The following is a 23,419-nucleotide window of genomic DNA, read 5'->3' as shown; positions in this document are numbered from 1 at the left end:
CGCGATGGCCCCTGTAGGAGCGGCGTGAGCCGCGACCGCGAAACCGCACAGACGACGTAAGCGCGATGTCGCGGTCGCGGCTCGCGCCGCTCCTACAGGGCGTCGCCGAAACAACGCCGCGAGCGCGAAGCAATAAAAAAGCCCGGCGCGAAGCCGGGCTTTTTCGTCTCGCTCAAGGCCTCAATCGGCGTACCGGGCGATGAACTCGCGCACCCGCGGATACACCTGCTCGCGCCAACGCCGGCCGCTGAAGATGCCGTAATGCCCGGCGCCGTCGACGGTGAGGTGCTCGCGGTCGGCCTCGGCCACGCCGGTGCACAGGGTGTGCGCGGCGCGGGTCTGGCCCTGGCCGGAGATGTCGTCGAGCTCGCCTTCGACGGTCAGCAGCGCGGTGTTCTTGATCGCGCCGGGGTTGACCCGCTCGCCGGCCACGTCCCACAAGCCGCGCGGCAGCAGGTGCTGCTGGAATACGACTTCGATGGTGTCCAGGTAATACTCGGCCGGCATGTCGAGCACGGCGTTGTATTCGTCGTAGAAGCGGCGGTGCGATTCGGCGTCTTCCAGGTCGCCCTTGAGCAAGTCCTGATAGAAGTCCCAATGCGATTGGAAATGCCGCTCCGGGTTCATCGCCACGAAGCCGCTGTGCTGCAGGAAGCCCGGGTACACGCGGCGGCCGCGGCCGGGGAAATTGGCCGGGACGTGGTGGATCAAATTGCTCTGGAACCACCACAGCGGCTTGTGCTCGGCCAGGTCGTTGACCTTGGTCGGGCTCTCGCGGGTGTCGATCGGACCGCCCATCATCACCAGCGAACGCGGGGTCGGCTCGCCGCGCGCGGCCATCAGCGACACCGCCGCCAGCACCGGCACGGTCGGCTGGCAGACGCTGATGACGTGCAGGGTGTCGGCGCCGATCTGGCGGATGAAGTCCTGGATGTAGGCGACGTAGTCGTCGAGGGTGAAGGCGCCTTCCTCGAGCGGCACCATGCGCGCGTCGACCCAGTCGGTGATATAGACCTTGTGGTCGCGCAGCAGGGTGCGCACGGTGTCGCGCAGCAAGGTGGCGTGGTGGCCCGACAGCGGCGCGACCACCAGCACCGGCGGATCGTCCTTGAGCTCGGCGATGTTGCCGGCGTCGTCGGCGTAGCGCTTGAAGCGCAGCAGGCGGCAGAACGGCTTGCGCGCCATCTCGCGCTCGATCACCGGGTAGGTGTCGCCGTCGATCTGGATCGAGTGGATGCCGAACTCGGGCTTCTCGTAATCCTTGCCGATCCGGTAGAGCAGTTCGCAGCCCGCGGCCACGCGCGAGGCGCCGGGCACGGTGGACAGCCAACTGCCAGGCGCGGCGAACATCTTCGCGCCGGCATCGGCCCAGTAGGTCATCGGGGCCATCCAGGCGCGGCCGAGTTCGTGCATCTGATAGAGCAGCATTCGGGTCGGACTCTCAGTGGCGGGCAGGGCTGGCGCGGGAGGGTAACCCGTTTCGCGGGCAGGGACCGGCGCCGGCGGTTTGCTGCGGCGCAGCATATCGGATTGCGATGGCGGTCGCGTGAAATGCGGCTGGGCGTCGCGGATGGGGGTGAGATTTGCGTAGGAGCGGTGGTTTCGGCGTGACCTGCGACACCGCGGTCGCAGCTTGCGCAGCTCCTACAGTCGGGATCGAAGCTGCGTCGGCACCCTGTAGGAGCGGCGTGAGCCGCGACCGCGACATCGCGCTTACGACGCGACCTACGGCTGCGCGGTCGCAGCTTACGCAGTTCCTACCGCCGGGATCGAAGCCGCGCCGGCGCCCTGTAGGAGCGGCGCAAGCCGCGACCGCGACACCGCGCTTACGGCGAAACCGGTCCCCAAGCGGCCCGCATCGGCCCTCAGCCCGAAGTCTCCAACGCCGCCGTCCCGCCCGCCAACGCCGGCCCCAGCCACAGATGCGATCCCAGGGCCTGGAACCCGTGCGCGGCGAAGCGCTCGCGATAGAACTTGGCCGGCCGGCGCTTGAAGCCGTCGGTGTCGCCCTCGATGCCGTCCTCGCGGGTGAAGGTCTCCAGGAACGCCACGCCGCCGCAGAGTTCGGCCAGCCCGCGCAGGCCGCGGTCGAGTTCGCGCGTGTCCAGGTAGTGCATGACGTCGCTGCAGATCAGCAGGTCGACCGGCGCGCACGGGCGCAGGAACTCGAAATCGCCGAAACGCGCCAGATGCAGGTTGCGGGTGCGACCGAAGCGCGCAACCGCGTACTGGCTGGAGTCGAATCCGAGATACTGCAGGCGCGGACGCAGCTTCAGCAGCGGCGCGCGCCACGGGCCTTCGCCGCAGCCGACATCGAGCACGCTGCGGATCGGGCGCTCGAGGTGGTACTCGGCCGCGGCCACCGCCAGGGCGACCTTGCGCGCCAGCCGCGCGGCGCCGCCGATGGCTTCGTCCTTGAGGGCGGGGTCGCGGTACCAGCGCTGGAAGTAATGGCGGTCGTACTGTTTGCTCATGCGGTGTAGTGCCGGTCGTTGGCGCGCCGCGCGCGGCGGTGGATCGAACCGCGACGCGGTCGGGCGTCGGGCTGCGGGGAGCGTGGCATCCTAACGCGCCCGGGGCGCCGCGCCCTAAAGCGCCGCCGGCCGCGCGCCCCGACACGCCCGAAGCCGCACCGCCACCTGATCCTTTGCCAGGAAGCCCGCGATGAACGTTTATCTGTGGACCAAGACCTTCCATATCGTGTTCGTGATCGCCTGGATGGCTTCGGTCTTCTACCTGCCGCGGATCCTGGTCAACGTCGCCGAAAGCGCCGGCGAGCCGGCGGTGCGCGCGCGCTTGGTGCTGATGGGTCGCAAGCTCTATCGCTTCGGCCACATCATGTTCGGCCTCGCGTTCGTGTGCGGTCTGCTGATGTGGCAGGGCTACCGGGTGTTCGGCGACGGCCTGCCGCAGATGTTCGCCGTCGGCGGCTGGCTGCACGCCAAGCTGACCCTGGTCGTGGTGCTGCTGGTCTACTACATCTTCACCGGCCGCTGGCTCAAGGGCGTGGACAAGGGGCGGGAGCTGCCGTCCTCGCGCACGTTGCGCTTGTTCAATGAGCTGCCGTTGTTGGCGCTGATCGCGATCGTTTGGCTGGTGCTGGCTAAGCCGTTCTGAGTCGGATCGCCTGAATGTTTCGTTTCCGTCTGTAGGAGCGACGCGAGTCGCGACCAACCGAAGCGACGCAATGAGCGCATGCCCCCGAAGCCGCGAATGATCGGTCACGCTTCTTGAAGCGCGGGAAGTGAGGCGTCTTCGGAGAGAGGCGCGGTATTTCGTCGCTTCGGTTGGCCGCGACTCCCGTCGCTCCTACACCCGCTTCGCCGCGGCATCGCCCCGTTTTGCGTTTGCTGTCGCTTCGTCCGCGTACGCGGATTTCCACAGAGCCTGTGGACAAGCATGCGGACAGCCGCAGGGACATCGGGTTCCACGCCTTGCCCCGCAAGCCTTTCGCGAGATTGGTCATTTTTTGTCCAGGCTGAGGACAAGCGCGCCGACTTGGCTTTGCACGGCAGTTTCACGCGTTCCACGCGCGCCGCGTCGCGCGGCGATCCGCTCGTCATCGCGCGCGCCGCTATCCACACAGGCTGTGGACAACCATGCGGACAGCCGCGTTGGAATCGGGTTTCACGCCTTATGCGACGGGGCTTTCGGGAGTTTGGACATTTTTTGTCCAGCTTGGGGAAAGGCCTGAAATCGTGGACGAAGCGAGACCGCGCGAATCGATCAGGCGGCCGGAGCAGGGGTTTTTCGCGATGCGCTATCCACATCGCCTGTGGACAAACTTGCGAACACCCGTCGTGGAATCGGGTTTCACGCCTTGTGCGACAAGGCTTTCGTGAGATTGGCTAAATTTTCGCCAGTCGCGGGATTCTGATGAAAAACGCTTGGGTTGACGCGGGATCGCTTATCGCCTAGTCGGCGTCTTTTGCAGGCGGCCTGCGATGCGCGGCTATCCACACAGCCTGTGGACAAGCTTGCGGACAGCCGTTTTGGAATCGGGTTCCACGCCTTGCGCCGCAAGGGTTCGCAAAGAATGGCGAAAATTTCGCCAGCGGTGGAAAGCGCGGCGGGCGGGCGATGCGGAGCGGGAAATGCCGGGTTTGCAGGCGTGCGATGGCTCGCGGCTATCCACACAGGCTGTGGACAACGCTGCGGACACACGCGCTGGAATCGGGTTTCACGCCTTGCGCGGCGGGGGATTCGGCGGATTGGCGTTTTTTTGTCCAGCGGCATGGGCGATTGCGGGGCACAGCAAAATGGATTCCGGCTTTCGCCGGAATGACGGGAAGTGAGAGCGCAACCTCCCCACCGTCATTACCTTCCCGCCGTCATTCCGGCGAAAGCCGGAACCCATTTTGATTTTCGCCGCCCGCCGCCCGCCGCCCGCCGCCCGCCGCCCGCCGCCCGCCGCTCGCCACCCGCCGCTCAGCACCCAGCACCCAGCACCCAACACCCAACACCCAACACCCAACACCCAACACCCAACACCCAGCACCCAGCACCCAGCACCCAGCACCCAGCACCCAGCACCCAACACCCAGCACCCAGCACCCAGCACCCAGCACCCAACACCCAACACCCAACACCCGACACCGACACCGACACCGACACCGAAAGCGACACCGAAAGCGACATCGGCATCGGTACGGGCACCCGGTCCGGCAACGGCACCCACTCCCACGCCCACAACCAAGCCCGTCGCCCACATCCCCAAAAAGAAACGGCGGCCCGCGCACGGGCCGCCGTCGTTTCCCTCGCATCGCGCCGAGCCGAAGCCCGACGAGCCCCGCTTCAGCGCGCGCTCTTGAAGTCCTCGGGCTTGGGCAGCGTCACCGGGATCTGGTGCGCGTCGCAATCGCCCTTGGCGCACAGCGCGGCGCGCAGCTTGGGCATGGACTGGAGCAGGAAGTGGTAGATGGTGTTCTGCTCGACGCTGCCGCGCACCGCGGCGCTGCCGGGGCCGCGCGCCCAGATGCCGACGTCGTCGCCGCCGTGGGTCTCGCTGCTGGTCGGCACCAGCGCTTCTTGCATGTAGTCGGGCGCTTCGGTGTCGACCTTGGTCAAGTCGGGGCGGCCCTTCTCGATCTCCATCGTGCCGCTGACGGTGTGCGGGAAGGTGTGCGGCCCTTCGGGCTGCTGCGCGCTGGCGCCGGTGTAGCCCGGGCCGTTGCTGTAGTTGAGCGTGGTGTAGGGCTTGCCGAGCGCGTCGCGGGCGTAGTCGTTGGCGTCGCCGTCCTCGCCGCTGGTGCCGCGCACCTTGCCGAGCATCGGGTTGCCGCGCACCGGGTAGCCGACGAAGCTCAGGGTGTGGGAGTGGTCGGCGGTGACCAGGATCAGGGTGTCGTCAGCCGAAGTCGCCTGATTGGCCGCGTCCACGGCTTCGCTCAGGGCGATGGTGTCGGTCAGCGCGCGGTAGGCGTTGCCCATGTGGTGGGCGTGGTCGATGCGGCCGCCTTCGACCAGCAGCACGTAGCCGTTGGGATTGCGCTTGAGCCGCTCGATCGCGGCCAAGGTCATGTCCTTCAGCGAGGGCTCGCCGGCGCCGTCCTGCGGGCGGTCGTGGTCGAACTGCATGTGGTCGGGTTCGAACAGGCCGAACAGCGGCTGATCCTTGGGCGCCGCGGCGAACTGCTTGGCGTTCCAGACGTAGTTGCCGTTCGGGTGGCGCTGCTTCCAGGTCGCGATCAGGTCGCGGCCGTCCAGGCGCTGGCCGACCTTGTCGTCGTATTCCGGGTCGCGCTGTTCGACGGTCATGAAGTTGGCGCGGCCGCCGCCGAGCAGCACGTCGGGGCCGGTGCCGTACGGGGTTTCGATCATCTGCCGGGCGATGTCGACGCAGCCCTGGGCCTTGGCCTTCTCGGGCAGGTCCATGTCGTTTTCCCAGTTGCGCTCGGCCGAGTGGCTGAAGGTCGCGCCCGGGGTGGCGTGGGTGACGCGGGTGGTGGTGACCACGCCGGTGGCCAGGCCGCTGCTCGCGGCCAGTTCCCACAAGGTCAGCATCGGCGCCTTGAGCGCTTCGGCGCAGTCGCCGCGCAGGCCCTTCTGGCCGATGCTGAGCACGCCGGCGCGGGTCTTCACCCCGGTCGCCATCGAACTCATGGTGCCGGCCGAATCGGGGGTCTGCGAATCGGTGTTGTAGGTCTTGCTCAGCGCGGTGGAGGGGAAGCGCTCCCAGCTCAGCCGGTTCTCTTCGCCCGGCGCGCCCTTGAGCTGGCCGGCGAGGATGCGCGCGGCGGCGACCGTGGTCAGGCTCATGCCGTCGCCGACGAACAGGATCACGTTCTTGGCCTTGGCCTGCGGCGCGCCGCGCTGCGCGGCCTGGGCGGCGCCGTCGCGGTACCACCACGCCGGGGTTTCCTCTTGCGGGTGCTTGATCGTCGGCACGTCGATGACGACGCCGGCCGAAGGCGCATCGGCGCGGGTGGCCGGAGCGGCCGCCGCGCAGGCGGTCAGCAGCGCGGGAACGAGGAACACGGAGGCGGAACGCAGCTTGGACATGGGCGGGCCGGGCGTTGGACGGACGAGCCGGCGATTATGCCCTGGGTGCGTGACGGCGAAAGGACCGCGGCGGAGGCGGGCTTTGCGGATCGTGGCTGGCGGGGGGGGCGGCGATTCGCGGCCTGCGCGTCGGTGCCTGCGCGGCGGCGTGGGAGGGCGCAGTCGCGGCTTGCGCCGCTCCTACAGCGGCTGCGGCCGCCGCATGGCCTCCCTGTAGGAGCGGCGCAAGCCGCGACCGCGAACCCGCAACCGCATCGAACCCCGCATCAAATCGCCATGCCCAAGCGCCGATCCGCGCGCTGTTCCAACGCGTTGACCACCAACCCCAACCCGATCACCGCCGCGGCCACCACCAACACCTGATTGAGCCCGACCTGCCGCAGCACCGCGCCGCCGACCAGCGAACCCAGCGCGATGCCGATGTTGTAGCCCGACACGGTCAGGCTCGAGGCGATCTCCGCCGAACCCGGAATCAGCCGCCGCGACACTTCGATGCCGTAATGCCCCAGCGACGGCGTCGCGCTCATCGCGAACAATCCGAGCACCAGAATCCCGGCGTACGCGGCCGGCGGCAGGCCGACCAAACCGTAGATCGCCAGAAACAACACCGCGATCAACGCGTAGTTGAAGCCGATGGTGCGCGCGGTGCCGAAACGCGCCGCGGCCATGCCGCCGACGTGGTTGCCCAGCACCACGCCGATGCCGAACAGCAACAGCAGCCCGTTGGCGCCGTCCTGGCTGTAGCCGAGCGAATCGATGATGAGCTTGGGCAGGTAGGTGTAGGCGATGAAGTAGCCGCCGAACAGCAGCACGATCTTCGTCAGCGCCGACAGCACGCGCGGGTTCGAAGCGACTTGCAGGAAGCCGGCCGCGTGCGCGCCCGGCTCGCGCGCGCCGGCGTCGGCCGGAATCCAGCGCCACATCGCCGCCGCGGCCAGCGCGTAGGCCGCGGCCAGTAGCCAGAACGCGGCCTGCCAGCGGTAGTGGTCGCTGACGAAGCCCATGATCGGAATGCTCAGCACGATGGCGATGGTCAGGCCCGACACCACCTGGGCCATGCCTTCGATGGTCGAGCGCGGGCTCAGCCGGCCGGCCAGCGGCATCGCCAGCGAGAAGAACAGGCCGTGGTTGGCGCCGAGCAGGGCGCGCGCGGCCAGCAGCAGGCCGAAGTGGTCGGTGGCGGTGACCAGCGCGGTCAGCGCGCCGGCGGCGGCCATCGACACCGCCAGCGTCGCGCGCACATCGAAGCGCTGCAGCCAGCGGGTCAGCAGCGGCGCGCCGACGGTGACGCCGATGGCGTAGACCGCGACCAGCCAGCCCAACTCGTCGCTGCCGCGCTGCAACTGGTGGCCGAGCGAGGGAATCAGCCCGACGGTGCCGAATTCGGCGGAGCCCAGGGCGAAGGCGCCGAGGAGGAGGGCGAAGAGCGGTTTGTTCACGAGGGGGCGGGAGCGGGAGTGGGGTGGGGAAGAAGGGGAGCGGGGAAAGAGGGGATTGGGGAATGGTGGGTTGCGCGGCGGTGGGGTCGGCGGCTGCCGGCGCGTGCTACTATTGTTCCAATATTCGGAACTACGGAAAGCATAGCGGGCCTAGTCCGCTTGTAGCAAGCTGTGAGCATGAGACCCCTGCATCACCCCGCCACCGCCGATATCGAACTGACCTCGGTGCTGTATGCGCTGGCCGATCCGGTGCGCTTGAGCCTGGCGCGCGGCCTGAGCCGCGATAAGCCCGTGTCGTGCATCCGCGTGTGCGAGGAGAAGGAACTGGCCTTGCCGCGGGCGACCCTGTCGCGGCATTTCGATGTGTTGCGTTCGGCCGGTCTGGTGCACACGGTCAAATCCGGAACGCAGTATCTCAACACCTTGCGCTGCGACGATTTGGAGCAGCGCTTCCCGGGTTTGCTGCGCGCGATCCTGTTCGCCGGAACCAGCGCCGAGGCGCCCGTCGAACCGGCCAAGCCCGCGTCGCGCGCGGCCGCCAAGCCGGCCGCGCCGGCCAAGCGCGCGGCCGCGGCGCCGGCGCGCGCGGGACGCTCGCGCTCGTGAGCGCCGCGGCGTCCTCGCGCGATTTTGCCGATGCGGCTCACAGTCATGACGTTTGGTTGCGCGCTTATGCACTTGGATTAGCCGGCGCGCGGTTCAAGCTGTTTATCGTGTCGTCCCCCGGGCCCGTCCCGCGCTGACGGCGCGCCCTTCCCGCCACCCTCGACTCCGGTAGCCCGCGATGACCGCCTTGTTCTCCGCCTGGTTCCGCATCCCGTTCTGGCAACGCGTGGTCGGCGGCTTCGTCCTCGGCGCGCTGGCCGGCTGGGCGCTGGGGCCGGCGGCGGAAACCTGGTTCGGGCCGCTCGGCGATCTCTACGTCACCCTGATCAAGATGATCGCGGTGCCGCTGGTGTTCTTCGCGGTGATCAACGCGGTGGCCTCGCTGCACGGGCAGAAATCCATCGCCGCGCTCGGCGGCCGCACTTTCTTGTGGTTCGCGATCACCGCGGTATTGGCGGTGGCGGTGGGCCTGGCGGTCGGCACGATCCTGCAGCCCGGCACCGGCGTGATCGGGCTGGCGATGGACTCGGCGTACAAGCCGCGCGACGTGCCCAGCGTGACCAAGGTGCTGCTCGACGTGGTGCCGAGCAATCCGTTCTACGCCCTGACCGGCATCGGCACGACCAAGAACGCCGCCGGCGAGACCGTGCTGGCGGTGGGCAAGGGCTCGATCCTGCCGGTGATCTTCTTCGCCGGCCTGCTCGGCTTCGCGATGGTCAAGCTCGGCGACAAGGTCGCCGGCGTGCGCAAGCTGGTCGGCGAGGCCAGCGACCTGATGATCCAGGTCACCCGCTTCGTCCTGGAAGTCACGCCGATCGGCACCTTTGGCCTGATCGCCGCGCTGGTCGGCGCCTACGGCTTCGAGAAGCTGCTGCCGCTGGGCAATTTCGTGCTGGCGCTGTACGTGGCCTGCGCGTTCCACATCGTCGTGGTCTACAGCGCGCTGCTGCTGGCGCACGGCCTCAACCCGCTGAAGTTCTTCCGCGGCGCCGCGCCCGGCATGCAGGTGGCGTTCGTGAGCTCGTCGAGCTTCGCCGCGATGCCGGTGGCGATGCGCTCGATCACCCATAACCTCGGCGTCAACAAGGACTACGCGGCGTTCGCTTCGCCCTTGGGCGCGAGCATCAAGATGGACGGCTGCGGCGCGATCTATCCGGCGCTGTGCGCGGTGTTCATCGCGCAATACACCGGCACGCCGCTGACCGCCGACCAGTACTTCATCGTGCTGATCGCCTCGGTGCTCGGCAGCTTCGGCACCGCCGGCGTCCCCGGCACCGCGGTGATCATGGCCACCGTGGTGCTCAGCGCCGCCGGTTTGCCGCTGGAAACCATCGGCTACCTCTACGCCATCGACCGCGTGCTCGACATGATGCGCACGATGACCAACGTGACCGGGCAGATGCTGGTGCCGGTGCTGGTGGCGAAGGAGACCGGCTTGCTCGACCGCGAGGTGTACGAGGCGGCGCCGACCGACGTCGGGATCGAGGAAGGCAAGGCCTGAGCGCGCGCGGCCGATGCGATCGGCCGCTAGGCTCGGACTCTGGGCTTCTCGGAGCCCTGGGCGCCGCCGCGGCTCAGATCGCCGCGCCCACGGCGCCGCTCACACCCGCGAATACTTCCACGACACCATCCGCCCTTCGCGATACGGCATCACCCCGTGGAACGGCCGCGGGTCGCGGTCGAACACCAGCGGCAGGAATTCGCGGTCGCCTTCCCACATCGGCAATTCGTGCAGGCGGTCGATAGCGACCCACTCCAGCGTGCCTTCGGGATTGCTGGTGTAGGCCTCGCCCTCGAACGCGGTGACCACGAACACGAAGCCGAGCCAGTCCTCGCCGCGCTTGCCGAAGCCGGGCCAGCTGATGGTGCCGCGCAACTGCAGCTGAGTGCATTCGATCCCGGCTTCCTCGCGGATCTCGCGGCGCATGCCGGCCAGCACGTCCTCGTCGGGCTCGAGCTTGCCGCCCAGGCCGTTGTACTTGCCGAGCTGGTGGTCGTCGGGTCGGGCGTTGCGGTGGACCATCAGGACCTGACGGCCATCGGGCGAAATCACGTAGCCCAGGGTGGCTACGATCGGGGTGTACGGCATCGGGATCGGCACGGCGGGGAAGGCAGGCGCACAGTGTCGGCGATCGGCGCCGCAACGGCCAGCGGCGGCGATCTCCCCACGTGACTTCCGACCCGCACCGGCGGCCCCGGCTCGGGTTAGTCTGCGCGATGCTGCGCCCGCGTTTCGCCGGCGCGGTTCACCACGACAGGACAGGGAGCCCTCCATGCGCAAGCGTCACCTCTGCGTGCTGCTCGCCGGCCTGACCACGCTCGCCTCCGCTGCGTTCGCGACCGCGTCCGCCGCCGAGAGCGACCGTTGGCAGTTGCCGGTGGCGGTCAAGAAACTCGACAACGGACTGACCGTGGTCGTATCGCCCGATCACAGCTCGCCGACCGTCGGCGTCAGCGTGGTCTATCACGTCGGCATGCGGCTGGAGCCGAAGAACCGCACCGGCTTCGCCCATCTGTTCGAACACCTGATGTTCCAGGGCACCCCGACCGCGCGCAAGGGCGTGTTCGACAAGGTCATCAGCGGCGGCGGCGGCCGCAACAACGGCTCGACCCGCCCGGACTACACCAACTACATCGAAGTCGCGCCGGTGTCCGCGCTCGAGCGCATCCTGTGGTTGGAAGCCGACCGCATGAAGACCCTGGACTTCAACCCGACCACGCTGAAGAACCAACAGGACGTGGTCAAGGAAGAGATCCGGGTCAACGTGAAGAACAAGCCCTACGGCGGCTTCATGTGGATCGACATCGGCCAATACGCGTTCGAGAAGTGGGAGAACAACCACGACGGCTACGGCAGCTTCCAGGATCTGGAAAACGCCAGCCTCGCCGACGTGCAGTCGTTCCATCGCGATTACTACGGCCCCAACAACGCCGTGGTCGGCATCGCCGGCGACATCGAGCCGGCCGAGGCCTTCGCCCTGGCCGACAAGTACTTCGGCGCGGTCGCCGGCCGCCCGACGCCGCCGCCGCCGGATTACGCCGAAGGCCTGAACGCCGCCGAGAAGCGCATCGTCCAGACCGACGCGCTGGCGCAGGTGCCGGCGATCGCCGCCGGCTGGAAGATGCCCGCGCGCGGCAGCCGCGACCAGGCGCCGATGGCGGTGCTCGGCAGCGTGCTCGCCGGCGACGACGCCTCGCGCCTGTATCAGGCGCTGGTCAAGCAGCGCCAGATCGCGATCAACGTCGAGCCGCTGTACGGCCTGGGCGACGCCTGGAACTACAACGGCCCCACGCTCTACACCTTGTTCGCGCTGTACAAGCCCGACAGCAGCGCCGACGCGGTGCTGGCGGTGATCGACGAGGAAGTGGCGAAGATCGCCCAGAACGGCGTCGACGCGGCCACGCTCAAGCGGGTCAAGACCAAGATGCTGGCCGATTGGTACAACAGCCTCGACGCCTTCATCCAGCGCGCCGACACCCTGGCGCTGATGCAGACGCTGTGGGGCGACGCCAACGCGGTCAACAAGATTCCCGGGCTGATCGAAGGCGTGACCTCGGCCGATTTGCAGCGCGTGGCCAAGACCTATCTGACCCGCGCCAACCGCACCGTCATCGACCGCCGCCCGGCCGCGCTCGGCCCGGCGCCCGCCGCTGCCGCCGCGCCCGCCGCCGCGCCGGCGAAGAACTGAGGAGAGCGACGCCATGAGCCTGAAGAACAACCCTCTCGCGCTGTCGCTCGCGCTGATCTTGAGCCTGGGCGCCGGCGCCGCCGACGCCGCGTCGGTCGCGCTGCCCGAACGCCTGCCGCCGCTGGCCGCCGACAAGCCGCTGCCGGTGCCGCAGATCGCCCGCAAGACCCTCGCCAACGGTCTGGAAGTGTGGGTGGTGCCGCGCCAGGGCCTGCCGCGCGTCGACTACGTGTTGACCGTGCGCAACGCCGGCCACACCGCCGACCCGAGCGATGCGCCCGGCTTCGCCTCGCTCTACGCCGGCTTGCTGGTGGAAGGCACCGCCAAGCGCGACGCCAAGGCCGTGGCCGAGGCCGCGCAGGGCTACGGCGGCACCATCGGCGCCAGCGCGCTCAACGACGGCGTGGCCCTGAGCGGCGACGCGCTGGCCTCGCAGGCCGCGCCGATGCTGCAGCTGATCGCCGAAGTCGCGCAGACCCCGAGCTTCCCCGACGCCGAAGTGCAACTGGCCAAGACCAACGCGCTGCAGAGCCTGAAAGTCTCGCAGGCGCAGCCCGCGTACAAGGCCACGCGCGCGCTGTCGGCGGCGGTGTACGGCGATCATCCCTACGCCCGCACCCAGCTCACCGAAGCCTCGATCAACGCGGTCACCGCCGAGAAAGTCCGCGCCGAACACGCGCGCCGCTTCCGTCCCGACCGCGCGCTGCTGGTGATCGCCGGCCGCATCTCCGCCGAGCAGGGCTTCAAGCTCGCCGAAGCGGCGTTCGGCGGCTGGAAGGCCAGCGGCGAGCCGGTCGCCGACGCCGCGCCGGCGCGCACCAGCGCGCCCGTGCAGCGCATCTTCGTCCAGCGCGACGGCAGCGTGCAGTCGGCGGTGCGCCTGGGCCGTCCCGGCCTCGCCGCCACCAGCCCCGACTACGTGCCGGCGCAACTGGCCGGCATCGTTCTCGGCGGCGGCTTCAGCAGCCGCTTGATGCAGAACCTGCGCGAGGACAAGGGCTACACCTACGGCGCGCGCGGCGGCATCAGCGCGATGCGCGCCGGCGGCGCGGTGCAGGCCGCGGCCGACGTGCGCAACGAAGTCACCGGCGCCTCGCTGGGCGAATTCATCTACGAATTCGGCCGCCTCAACGACTACCCGGTGCCGGCGCAGGAACTCGAAGACACCAAGCGCTACGTCGCCGGCGGTTATCTGATCAACAACCAGCAGCAGGGCTCGGTCGCTTCCAGCCTCGCCACCAACTGGCTGATCGGTTTGCCGGCGGAATTCCTCGGCGAGTACGTGCCGAAGATCCGCGCGGTCGACGCCGCCCAGGTGCAGGCGATGGCGAAGAAGTACTACGCCGCCAAGGACCAGTCGATCATCGTGGTCGGCGACTACAAGGCGGTGGAATCGCAGCTCAAGGAGTTCGGCGAGTTCAAGCAGGAGAAGTGAGCCGGCGCGACGCGCCGTTTCGGCGAAAACCCCGGCCGCGGCCGGGGTTTTCGTTTGTGGGGCGGGCGGGCGTGAGCGAAGGACGTGCGCGATCCGCGGGCCGCTCGCGCATAATCCGCAGCGCCAGCCCACGGAGTTCGCCGATGTCCGCCAGCCTCACCGCCTCGCCCCCGCGCCTGCTCGCCTTCGCCGGCAGCCTGCGCTCGGGTTCCTACAACCGCCGCCTGATCCCGGTGCTGGCCGAGGGCGCGCGCGCCGCCGGCGCCGACGTCAGCCTGATCGAGCTGCGCGATTACTCGCTGCCGGTCTACGACGGCGACATCGAGGCCGAGGCCATGCCCGAGAACGCGCGCCGCCTGCAGGAACTGATGGCGCAGCACGACGGCCTGCTGATCTCCACGCCCGAGTACAACGGTTCGATGCCGGCGCTGGTCAAGAACACCCTCGACTGGATCTCGCGCCCGCTCCCGGACGGCCGCTCGGGCACCACGCTGTTCGCCGACAAGGTCGCCGGCATCGTCTCGGCCTCGCCGGGGCCGCTGGGCGGGCTGCGCTCGCTGCTGGTGCTGCGCGACGCGCTGGCCAAGCTCGGGCTGATCGTGGTGCCGCAGCAGGTCGCGGTCGGTCAGGCCGGCGACAAGCTGTACGATTACGGCGAACTCGCCGACGAACGCCAGCGCGAAGCCGTGCACCGCGTCGGCGCCGCCGTCGTCCGCCACCTGCGCGTTCAGGGAGCCCACGCATGAAAGGCCAGCAACGCGAATTGAACCTGCGTTTCCTCGCCCAGCCCACCGACGTCAACTACGGCGGCAAGGTCCACGGCGGCATGGTGATGAAGTGGATCGATCAGGCCGGCTACGCCGCCGCGGTCGGCTGGAGCGGCAAGTACAGCGTCACCGTCGCGGTCGGCGGCATCCGTTTCGTCGCGCCGATCCGGATCAGCGATCTGGTCACCGTGCACACCAAGCTGATCCACACCGGCACCAGCAGCATGCACTTCGCCGTCGACGTCAAGGCGCGCGACCCGGGCCTGGACGACGGCGAATCCGAAGAGCGCCTGTGCACGCATTGCGTGATCGTGTTCGTGGCGATGGACACCGTCGAAGGCAAGCCCACGCCGGTGCCGCCGTGGACGCCGGTCACCGAAGACGACAAGCGCCTGGCGGAGTACGCGCTCAAGATCATGGAATTGAGCAAGGGCATCGAGGCCACGGTCGAGCGCTACGTGCACGAAGGTTGAGCCCGGCGCGCGCCGAACCGGCCGAAGCCCCCTGTAGGAGCTGCGTAAGCTGCGACCGAGGGTGGCCGGTCGCGTAGTAAGCGCAGTGACGCGGTCGCGGCTCACGCCGCTCCTACAGTCAGATCGCGTAGCAGCCGGAGCCCCTGTAGGAGCTGCGCAAGCTGCGACCGCGGAGTGGCCGCTCGCGGCGCAACCTTCATTCCACCCGCGACCTCTCCATACCCCGCCGCCCGTCGCAACGCCGACCCCGCGCACGCACGCCTGTGCTAGATTGCGCCGGCTTTGCATCAGGTGCCGCACCGCCGTCCGGCGGCGCGGTTAAACGGGAAGCCGGTGCGCGCGCAGTTCGACTGCACGCCATTCCGGCGCTGCCCCTGCAACGGTAGGCGGGCGAAACCTCGGCATACAGCCACTGGAGAACTCTCTCCGGGAAGGCGCCGAGGCTGCCGGATCGCATCGACGGTCCGGCCCCCGCGAGCCCGGAGACCGGCCGATGCGTTCGCGGTGGACGTTGCGGAGGGCGGCGTCGCGCGCCGGTCGCTGCGTTTCGCGCCGTTCGTGCCCGACATCCTTTCCACGCGTCCATCCCATCCATCGATGCGCACAGGGCGTGCGCACAGCGAGGTCGGCGATGCGGCGTGTGCGTGCGGCGGTGAAAGCTTGGTGGAAACGGTGCGCGCTCGCGGCCGCGCTGACGGCGGTGTCGACGACATCCGCGCAAGCGGCGACGGTGCTCGGCGTGGTGTCCGAACGCGCGGCGCCGGAAACGGCCGAGGCGGCGCAAGCGGTGTTGGCCGCGCGCAGCGGCGACCGCATCGTGCTGCGCACGCCGCAGCAACTCGAAGCGCTGGACAAGGCGCAGCTGCAGCAACTCGTCGCCGGCAGCGACGCGGTGATCGCGGTAGCGCTGTTCGGCGAGCAAGGCGTGCGCCTGCGCGAAACCGCGCAACGCCTGCGCCGGCAAGGCCATGGCCCGCGCCGCCTGTACGCCTTCCACGGCGAAAGCGGCTTGGCCTACGCCAGCTACGACGAGCGCCGCGACCTGCGCGCGTTGACCCAGAACGAACTCGGCCAACTCACCGCCGATGCGCCGCCGCCGGCGCTGCTGGCGCGCGCCCGCGCCGACGCCTTCGCCAGCGAATGGCTGGACGTGCGCGCGCTGTGGCGCGAAGGCGGGCAGGACAACCTGCGCCGCGCGCTGCGCTTCCTGCTCGACGGCGGCGCGGTGCCGAAAGCGCAGCCGCAACCGGATCTGATCCTGCGCCAGAACGGCACGGTGGTGAACGCGCCGGCCGCCGACGCGCGGCCGCTGCTGGCCGTGCTCGACCTCAACAACGCCGACACCGTCGCCGGCGACGCGCTGTGCGCGCGGGCGCAGGCGCGCGGGCTGGCCTGCCTGGGCCTGTACGCGCGCTGGGGCGAGGCCTCGCTGGACGCGGTGCAGCGCTTGCCCGCCTTGCTCGGCGCGCAACCGCTGGCGGGCTTGGTCGTGCTGCAGGATTTCGTCGTCGGCGCCGCCGAAGGCCGCGACGCCGCCAGCACCGCGATCGCCAAGCTCGATGTGCCGGTGTTCAAGGCGATCCGCATGCTCGACCGCAGCGCGGCGCAGTGGCGCTTGTCCGGCGACGGCTTGCCGATCTCCAGCGTGCAGTACCGCGTGGCGATGTCGGAACTGCAAGGCAGCAGCCAGCCGATGGTGCTGGCCGCGGCCGGCCCGGCCCGCATCGACCCGCTCACCGGCGTGCGCCTGCAACGGCCGCAAGCGCTGGCGCCGGAGATCGACGCATTGGTCGAGCGCGCGCTGCGTTGGCGGCATCTGCGCGAGACGCCGCCGGCGCAGCGCAAGATCGCGCTGATCTACTACAACCACCCGCCGGGCCGGCAGAACATCGGCGCCGACAACCTCGACGTGCCGGCCTCGTTGCACGGCATCCTGCGCGCGATGCGCGCGCAGGGCTACGCCGTGGACGGGCTGCCGGAAACGCCCGACGCGCTGCTCGACGCGATGATGCGCGTCGGCGTCAACACGCCCGAAGACAACGGCGAACTGGCGGCGCTGGCGCAGCACGCGCAGACGATGTCGGGCGACGACTACCGGCGCTGGTTCGCGACCCTGCCCGAATCGGTGCGCGGCGAGGTGTCCGACGGCCCGCTCGCGCGGCTGCGCGCGCAGGTCGCGCTGGCGCGCGCCGCGCACGAGACCGAACTCGGCGAGCGCCGCGTGCGCGAGGCCGAACGCGAACTGCTGCATCTGCTCGAAGGCATCGACCATCCCTCGCGCGACGCGGCGTTGGCGAAGTTCCGCGGCTTGATCGACGCGCATCTGCGCTGCTTGAAGAGCGAGACCGACGAAGCCGCCTGCGCCGAAGCCGACGCCGCGCAAGCCGCGCTGCAAGCGCTGAATATCCCCGGCCTGCGCGGCTGGGGCGCCGCGCCCGGCAAGGTGATGACCCACGGCGACGCGGTGGTGCTGCCCGGGCTGCGCCTGGGCAATGTCTTCATCGGCCCGCAGCCGCCGCGCGGCTGGGAAGTCGACGAGGAACTGCTGCACGCCAACACCCAGATTCCGCCGCCGCACCAATACCTCGCGTACTACCACTGGCTGCGCGACGTGTTCCGCGCCGACGCCATCGTCCATGTCGGCCGCCATTCCACTTACGAATTCCTGCCCGGCAAGGCCGTGGGGTTGGCGTCCGACGATTACTCGCGACTGATCGCCGGCGACGTGCCCGGCGTGTATCCCTACATCGTCGACGGTGTCGGCGAAGGCACCCAGGCCAAGCGCCGCGGCTTGGCGGTGATGGTCGATCACCTGACCCCGCCGCTGGCCGCGACCGCGCTCTACGACCGCTTGCTGACCTTGCGCCAGTTGGTGGAGAGCTTCGAGAGCAGCACTAGCGAACCGTTGCGCGCGCAGGCGGCCGCGCAGATGCGCGAGCAGGTCGAAGCGCTGCAGCTGCGCGCCGAACTGGAAGCGAGCATGGCCGACGTGCTCAAGGTGCGCGGCATCGGTTTCGAGCAGACCGACGACGATCTGCTCGCGCACGAGATCGGCCATTACCTGACCAAGCTGCAAGAGAAGTTCATGCCGCACGGCCTGCACGTGTTCGGGCAGGCGTGGGAGCCGCAGCAGCTCGACACCATGCTCGACTCGATGCGCGGGCTCGGCGAGCGCGAGGTCTTGCGCGACAAACTCAAAGCCTCGCCGCCGGCGGAAATGGCCGCGCTGCTGCACGGCCTGGACGGCGGTTTCGTGCTGCCGGGCAAGGGCAACGACCCGCTGCGCGCGCCCGAATCGCTGCCGACCGGGCGCAACTTCCACGGCCTCGACGGCGACGTGCTGCCGTCGCCGCTGGCCCAGCGCCTGGGCGCCGAGCAGGCCGCGCGCGTGCTCGCGCAAAGCGGCGGCGGCAGCGGCAGCGAAGCGGTGGTGCTGTGGGCGTCCGACGCGGTGCGCGACGAAGGCGTCATGGTCGGCTTCTCGCTGGCGCTGATGGGCGTGCAGCCGCGCTGGAACGCGCGCGGCATCGTGCAAGGGCTGGAACTCAAGCCGATGCCGGCCGGACAAACGCGGCGCGATGTGATCGTCACCACCTCGGGCCTGTTCCGCGATCTGTATCCGAACCTCGTCGTGCTGCTCGACCGCGGCGGCCGCATGGCGCTGGCCGCCAGCGCGCAGCGGCTGCGCAAGCAGCGGCCCGAACTCGGTCCGGCGCTCGACGCGGCGCTGGCGCCGCTGGGCGAACAACTGCAAACCGGCGACGAACCCATCGACGGCAACGGCGTCGCGCGCGAGTGGGTGCAGCGCACCGACGCGTTGCGCGGGCAGGGGCTGGAGATCGCCGCGGCCGGGCGCGAAGCGGCGTGGCGGATCTTCGGCGACGCGCCCGGCGCGTACGGCGCCGGCGTCAACCGCCTCACCGAACGCTCCGGCGCATGGCGCGACCGCGGCCAGATCGGCCGCGCGTATCTCAACCGCATGGGGCACGCCTACGGCCTGGACGCCGACGGCATCGCCGCGCACCGTGCGTTCGAGACCGGTTTGCGGTCGGTCGCGCGCACCTATCACGGCCGCGCGTCGCATCTGTACGGCTTGCTCGACAACAACGACGCCTTCGATTATTTCGGCGGCTTGTCGCTGGCGGCGGAAACGTTGACCGGCCGCGTGCCGCAAGCGCAGGTGCTCTACAACGCCGACGCCGACCGCGCCGATGTCGAGCCGCTGGAAGCGGCGCTGCTGCGCGAATTCCGCGGCCGTTACCTCAACCCGCAATGGATCCGTCCGCTGATGCGCCACGGCTACGCCGGCGCGCGCACGATGAGCCAGGAGTTTCTGGAGAACCTGTGGGGCTGGCAAGTGACGCGGCCCGACGTGATCCACGATTGGGCTTGGGACGAAGTGCAGAGCGTCTATCTCGACGACAAGCACAAGCTCGGCGTCAACGATTTCCTCTCGCGCGGCCATGCGCAGCAGGCCAAGGCGCACATGCTGGCGCTGATGCTGGTGGCCGCGCACAAGGGCTTTTGGCATACGCCGGAAGCGAACGTGCGCCGGCTCGGCGGCGAGTTGACCGAACTGGTCGCGCGCAACGGCCTGCCCGGCAGCGGACACGCCGCGCCGGATCATCCGATGTGGGCGTGGCTGCGGCCGAAGCTGTTGCCGGCGGCGCAGGCGCAATTGGACGAAGTGTTGGCGCGCGCGCGCGGCGAACGCGGCGCGGTGTCGACGTTCGCGCGCGGTGCGGCGGAGCGGGCGCGGATCGAGCGCGCGGCCGTGCGCGCCGAACGCGAAGCGCAGGCGCCGGCGCAGCCCGAACCCGCGCCGGCGCGGGCGCCCGCGAAGCCGGTCGCGGCCCGGCCGGCCGCTGCGAAACCCGCGGTGGCCGCAGCGGCGCCGCCGCGCGCGGAGCGCGTCAGCGAACTGACCCGGATGGCGCCGGCGGAACTGGCGCGCCGGCATCCGATTCCCGCGGCCATCGTCGGCCTGCTGGTGCTGGCGCTGATCGGCTTCGGCCTGCGGCGCGGCCTGACGGCGCGCTGAGGCGCGCGCCGCGCGATTCCTTACTCCACTCCGCGCGGCGTCACCGCCGCCGCGCTCCACACCCCGACGAGGCGACCCGACGATGGACTGGATGATTCATTTCGACTGGCTGCACCACCTGATCGCGCGGCTGCTGCCGCTGGCGCTGGCGGTGTTGCTGCTGGCCTGCGCCGCGGCGCTGATCGAAGCCGGGCTGGCGCTCGGCGAACGCTGGCGCGGTCTGCGCCTGCTCGAACTGGGCGGCGACGCCGACCGGGTCGAGCGCCTGGCGCGGCGCCGGATCGAACGCTGCGACCTGCTCGCGCGGGTGCCGCCGATGCTCGGGCTGATGGCGACCATCATCCCGCTCGGCCCGGGCTTGGCCGCGCTCGGCCAGGGCGACCCGGCCAAGCTCGCCGCCGCGGTCACCGTCGCCTTCGACGCCACCGTGCTCGGCCTGATCGCCGGCATCGCCGGCCTGTGGATCGGCCGCCTGCGCCGGCGCTGGTACGAGGAACTGCTCGAACGCATGGACGCCGCGGCATGAGCGCGCGCGCCGCCCGCCGCGCCGCGCGCCGCCTGCGCACCCGCTTCGACCAAGACGACGAAGACCCGCGCGCCAGCCTGGTCAATCTGGTCGACGTGATGCTGGTGTTCGCCTGCGGTTTGCTCGCCGCGATCAGCGCCGTCTCGCAGACGCGGCAACCGGTCGAAGTGAGCCAGGGCCAAGCGATCGAGCGCCCCGTCGACGGGCGCCGCAGCGCGGGCGAGGGGTACCAGGAAGTCGGGCAGGTGTACCGCGACCCCAAGAGCGGGAAGTTGATCCTGATCGAGCGGTGAGCGCCGCGACGGCGGGGGGGAGGAGCGGCGTGAGCCGTGATTGGGGTAGCCGGTCGCGCCGTAAGCGCGATGTCGCGGTCGCGGCTCGCGCCGCTCCTACAGGTAGATCGCGTAGCGGCCGGAGCTCGTGTAGGAGCTGCGCAAGCTGCGACCGCGGGGTAGCCGGTCGCGTCGTCAGCGCGATGTCGCGGTCACGGCTCGCGCCGCTCCTACAGGCAGATCGCGTAGCGGCCGGAGCTCGTGTAGGAGCTGCGTAAGCTGCGACCACGGGGTAGCCGGTCGCGCCGCAACCCGGACGCCGCAGGTCGTGGCTTACGCCGCTCCTACACGAGCAAGGCATCCGCGTAACCGAACCCCAAAACGCAACAGGCCGCCCGAAGGCGGCCTGCATGACGACAGCGCGGAACCCGAAACCTCAGATCCCGTCGACCCGCCGCGCTTCCATGAACTTGCCGCTCCAGTAACCGCTGTCCAGGCTGGACACGGTCACGTCCTTGCCGGTGCGCGGGGCGTGCACGAAACGGCCGTCGCCCAGGTAGATGCCGACGTGGTCGACGCGGCCGCGGCGGCCGAAGAACACCAGGTCGCCTTCGGTCATCGCGTCGCGGTCGATCACTTCGCCGGTCTTGGCCATCTCGCGCGAGACGCGCGGCAGTTCGATGCCCAGGGCGTTGCGGAACACGTAGCCGACCAGACCCGAGCAGTCGAAACCCTGGTCCGGCGAGGTGCCGCCCCAGCGGTACGGGGTGCCCAGCAGGGCCAGGGCCTTCTGCAGCATGCCCTTGATCCGACCCTGTTCGGCGACCGGGATATCGCTCTTGCTCAGCGGGATGTCCTGACCCTGGCCGAGCATGCGGTTCAGGTCGGTCGCCAGCATCAGGGCGCGGTCGGAGAGGGTCATCGCCTCCGGCAGCATGTTGCCGCCGGTGGCTTCCGGCGCGTCGGCCGAGTCGTTGCGCATCGACGGGCCGCCCGGCAGCAGGGACGAGGCCACGCCGGCGGAGGCGGACTGGGCGAACGCGGGCAGGGCGCAAACCGCCAGGGTGGCGGTCAGCAGGATTCGTTGGGTGGTCCGGCGGCCGGGGCGTCGGCCTTGGACGGTGTCGCAAGATGCTTGGGGGGTGGCAGTCTGGCGGTTGTGGCGATGGGTCGAAGTCGTCACTTAGTAATCACAGAGTCGTCACCGGAGAAGAACAGTACCCGCCAGATGGGACGGTGTGGTTCAAATTTCGTTAGACGACCGTAAACAGGTCTGTGATTTTCCTCACATTTCAGACGCGTCCTAAGCCGCAGTCCTGTTCATTTAAGTCTCTGGATTACTTGAGAATCCGCTTCGCGCCGCTGTAGTGATCGCGCCAGTACGGACCGTCCAGGCGGTCCAGGCGGACCGTGCCGCCGGTGCTGGGGGCGTGGACGAAGCGGCCTTCGCCGACGTAGATGCCGACGTGGCTGACGTTGCCGGAGCTGCCGAAGAACACCAGATCGCCGGCCGCCAGCCGCATCGGGTCGATCCGCGGGCCCTGGTAGCCGGCGAGGTCGCGCGAGGTCCGCGGCAGGCTCAGCGCGAGCATGTCGCGGTAGACGTAATTGACCAGCCCGCTGCAGTCGAAGCCGCCTTCCGGGGTGTTGCCGCCGTAGCGGTACGGGGTGCCGACCAGGCTGAAGGCCCGCATCAGCACGGCGTTGGCGGCTTCGGGGTTGGCCGGGTCGACGTGCGGCCAGACCCGCGCGGGCTGCGACGGGGGCGGGCGGCGGACCAGTTCCTTGCCGCCGCCGCAGGCGGCCAGCAGGCCGCACAGGGCCAGGCCGAGCGCGGCGGCCGGGAGCGGCATCGGCAACGGCCAAGGCCCGCGCGCTGGCGCGGGAGCGGTGTTGCCGGGATAATGCGCGGCCTTCGTCACGGCCGATAGCTTGGCGGCTAGCGGCAGCGGCGACAAGACAATCCGTGTGACGTTTTGTGGCGGCCGGCTCGATTCGGCCGCCGATTCCTCCATTTCTCCGGGCGCGCCGTGCGCGCCCACCAGCCGGACTAGCCATGAAAATCGAAAAAGATCGCGTCGTGCGTTTCCACTACACCGTGGCCGAGCAGGGCGGCGAACCCGTCGAGAGCTCGGATGGCCGCGAACCGCTGGCGATCCTGATCGGCCACAACAACATCATCCCGGGCCTGGAAAAGGCGATGGACGGCCGCGAAGCCGGCGACAAGTTCGAAGCCGACGTGCCGGCCGCCGAAGCCTACGGCGAGCGTCAGGAAGGCCTGACCCAGCGCGTGCCGAAGAAGTACTTCAAGGACGCCAAGCTGGTTCCGGGCATGCAGGCCGTGCTGCCGACCAACTTCGGCCCGCGCGCGGTGACGATCCAGAAGGTCGGCATGAGCGTGGTCGACGTCGACCTGAACCACCCGATGGCCGGCAAGGACCTGCACTTCGCCATCGAGATCGTCGATGTGCGCGAAGCGGCGGCCGAAGAGATCGAGCACGGCCACGTGCACGGCGACGGCGGCCACGCCCACTAAGGTCCGCGCGGCCCGCCGCGGCCGTTGCGAGGCGATACCGGACGGCCCGCGCTTGCGGGCCGTTCGCGTTTTCGGCGGCGGTTCGCGGCCCAGGGCCGCGGCGATGCGCTGGCGGGCGCGGCGAGCCGCCGGGG

At 69.7% G+C, this 23,419-nt stretch carries 18 protein-coding genes and 1 riboswitch; of the genes, 11 read left to right on the top strand and 7 right to left on the bottom strand.

The window, feature by feature from the left end:
• Positions 1-180: 180 nt before the first annotated feature.
• Together phaZ and J5226_RS22490 are read right to left on the bottom strand one after the other, a co-directional pair.
• The gene (gene phaZ, locus J5226_RS22495) at positions 181-1,428 is read right to left on the bottom strand and encodes a polyhydroxyalkanoate depolymerase (protein WP_215837163.1); all 1,248 of its coding nucleotides are present in this window, start codon (positions 1,426-1,428) and stop codon (positions 181-183) included.
• Between the two features lie 437 nt (positions 1,429-1,865).
• Positions 1,866-2,474, bottom strand: coding sequence for a class I SAM-dependent methyltransferase (locus tag J5226_RS22490; RefSeq protein WP_215837162.1), 609 nt, complete (start codon positions 2,472-2,474; stop codon positions 1,866-1,868).
• 190 nt (positions 2,475-2,664) lie between these two features.
• On the opposite strand from J5226_RS22490, the gene J5226_RS22485 reads away from it, so the two are divergent.
• Positions 2,665-3,117, top strand: a complete 453-nt coding sequence (locus J5226_RS22485) for a CopD family protein (RefSeq protein ID WP_215837161.1) — start codon at positions 2,665-2,667, stop codon at positions 3,115-3,117.
• Between the two features lie 1,677 nt (positions 3,118-4,794).
• Here the strand turns inward: J5226_RS22485 and J5226_RS22480 are convergent.
• Together J5226_RS22480 and J5226_RS22475 are read right to left on the bottom strand one after the other, a co-directional pair.
• Positions 4,795-6,501: an alkaline phosphatase gene (locus J5226_RS22480; protein ID WP_215837160.1), complete on the bottom strand. Its 1,707-nt coding sequence runs from the start codon at positions 6,499-6,501 to the stop codon at positions 4,795-4,797.
• Positions 6,502-6,767: 266 nt separating this feature from the next.
• Complete coding sequence (locus J5226_RS22475; protein WP_215837159.1) at positions 6,768-7,940, bottom strand: MFS transporter; 1,173 nt, start codon at positions 7,938-7,940, stop codon at positions 6,768-6,770.
• Positions 7,941-8,117: 177 nt separating this feature from the next.
• On the opposite strand from J5226_RS22475, the gene J5226_RS22470 reads away from it, so the two are divergent.
• Both J5226_RS22470 and J5226_RS22465 read left to right on the top strand, forming a co-directional pair.
• Entirely contained in the window at positions 8,118-8,546 is a 429-nt protein-coding gene (locus J5226_RS22470; RefSeq protein WP_215837158.1) for a helix-turn-helix domain-containing protein, read from the top strand.
• A gap of 178 nt (positions 8,547-8,724) precedes the next feature.
• Complete coding sequence (locus J5226_RS22465) at positions 8,725-10,047, top strand: dicarboxylate/amino acid:cation symporter (protein ID WP_215837157.1); 1,323 nt, start codon at positions 8,725-8,727, stop codon at positions 10,045-10,047.
• 99 nt (positions 10,048-10,146) lie between these two features.
• On the opposite strand, the gene J5226_RS22460 is transcribed toward J5226_RS22465, so the two are convergent.
• Positions 10,147-10,635 (bottom strand): 8-oxo-dGTP diphosphatase, encoded by a 489-nt coding sequence (locus J5226_RS22460; RefSeq protein ID WP_215837156.1) that lies wholly within the window; start codon positions 10,633-10,635, stop codon positions 10,147-10,149.
• Between the two features lie 184 nt (positions 10,636-10,819).
• Here J5226_RS22460 and J5226_RS22455 point away from each other — a divergent pair, with 184 nt between their 5' ends.
• The 7 genes from J5226_RS22455 (at position 10,820) to J5226_RS22425 (ending at position 20,770) form a co-directional block, all read left to right on the top strand.
• Positions 10,820-12,235: a pitrilysin family protein gene (locus tag J5226_RS22455; RefSeq protein ID WP_215837155.1), complete on the top strand. Its 1,416-nt coding sequence runs from the start codon at positions 10,820-10,822 to the stop codon at positions 12,233-12,235.
• A 13-nt stretch (positions 12,236-12,248) separates the two neighbouring features.
• On the top strand, positions 12,249-13,670 hold the full coding sequence (locus tag J5226_RS22450; protein WP_215837154.1) for a pitrilysin family protein: 1,422 nt from the start codon (positions 12,249-12,251) through the stop codon (positions 13,668-13,670).
• A 143-nt stretch (positions 13,671-13,813) separates the two neighbouring features.
• On the top strand, positions 13,814-14,416 hold the full coding sequence (locus tag J5226_RS22445; protein WP_215837153.1) for an NAD(P)H-dependent oxidoreductase: 603 nt from the start codon (positions 13,814-13,816) through the stop codon (positions 14,414-14,416).
• Entirely contained in the window at positions 14,413-14,910 is a 498-nt protein-coding gene (locus J5226_RS22440) for a hotdog domain-containing protein (RefSeq protein WP_215837152.1), read from the top strand. The genes J5226_RS22445 and J5226_RS22440 overlap by 4 nt, the downstream gene beginning before the upstream one ends.
• A gap of 272 nt (positions 14,911-15,182) precedes the next feature.
• Positions 15,183-15,420: riboswitch (cobalamin riboswitch) on the top strand.
• 190 nt (positions 15,421-15,610) lie between these two features.
• The gene (locus J5226_RS22435) at positions 15,611-19,951 is read left to right on the top strand and encodes a cobaltochelatase subunit CobN (RefSeq protein ID WP_215837151.1); all 4,341 of its coding nucleotides are present in this window, start codon (positions 15,611-15,613) and stop codon (positions 19,949-19,951) included.
• 82 nt (positions 19,952-20,033) lie between these two features.
• On the top strand, positions 20,034-20,477 hold the full coding sequence (locus J5226_RS22430; protein ID WP_215837150.1) for a MotA/TolQ/ExbB proton channel family protein: 444 nt from the start codon (positions 20,034-20,036) through the stop codon (positions 20,475-20,477).
• On the top strand, positions 20,474-20,770 hold the full coding sequence (locus J5226_RS22425; protein WP_215837149.1) for a DUF2149 domain-containing protein: 297 nt from the start codon (positions 20,474-20,476) through the stop codon (positions 20,768-20,770). Before J5226_RS22430 ends, J5226_RS22425 begins: the two co-directional genes overlap by 4 nt.
• 415 nt (positions 20,771-21,185) lie before the next feature.
• On the opposite strand, the gene J5226_RS22420 is transcribed toward J5226_RS22425, so the two are convergent.
• Both J5226_RS22420 and J5226_RS22415 read right to left on the bottom strand, forming a co-directional pair.
• The gene (locus J5226_RS22420; RefSeq protein WP_255323134.1) at positions 21,186-21,830 is read right to left on the bottom strand and encodes a C40 family peptidase; all 645 of its coding nucleotides are present in this window, start codon (positions 21,828-21,830) and stop codon (positions 21,186-21,188) included.
• A gap of 256 nt (positions 21,831-22,086) precedes the next feature.
• Entirely contained in the window at positions 22,087-22,602 is a 516-nt protein-coding gene (locus J5226_RS22415) for a C40 family peptidase (RefSeq protein ID WP_255322894.1), read from the bottom strand.
• Between the two features lie 203 nt (positions 22,603-22,805).
• On the opposite strand from J5226_RS22415, the gene J5226_RS22410 reads away from it, so the two are divergent.
• The gene (locus J5226_RS22410; protein ID WP_215837146.1) at positions 22,806-23,285 is read left to right on the top strand and encodes a peptidylprolyl isomerase; all 480 of its coding nucleotides are present in this window, start codon (positions 22,806-22,808) and stop codon (positions 23,283-23,285) included.
• Positions 23,286-23,419: the final 134 nt, after the last annotated feature.

This window comes from Lysobacter sp. K5869 (genome assembly GCF_018847975.1).
Lineage (GTDB): Bacteria > Pseudomonadota > Gammaproteobacteria > Xanthomonadales > Xanthomonadaceae > Lysobacter.
Note: the sequence above shows the minus strand (reverse complement) of the source record. Positions and strands in the feature narration are given on the sequence as shown.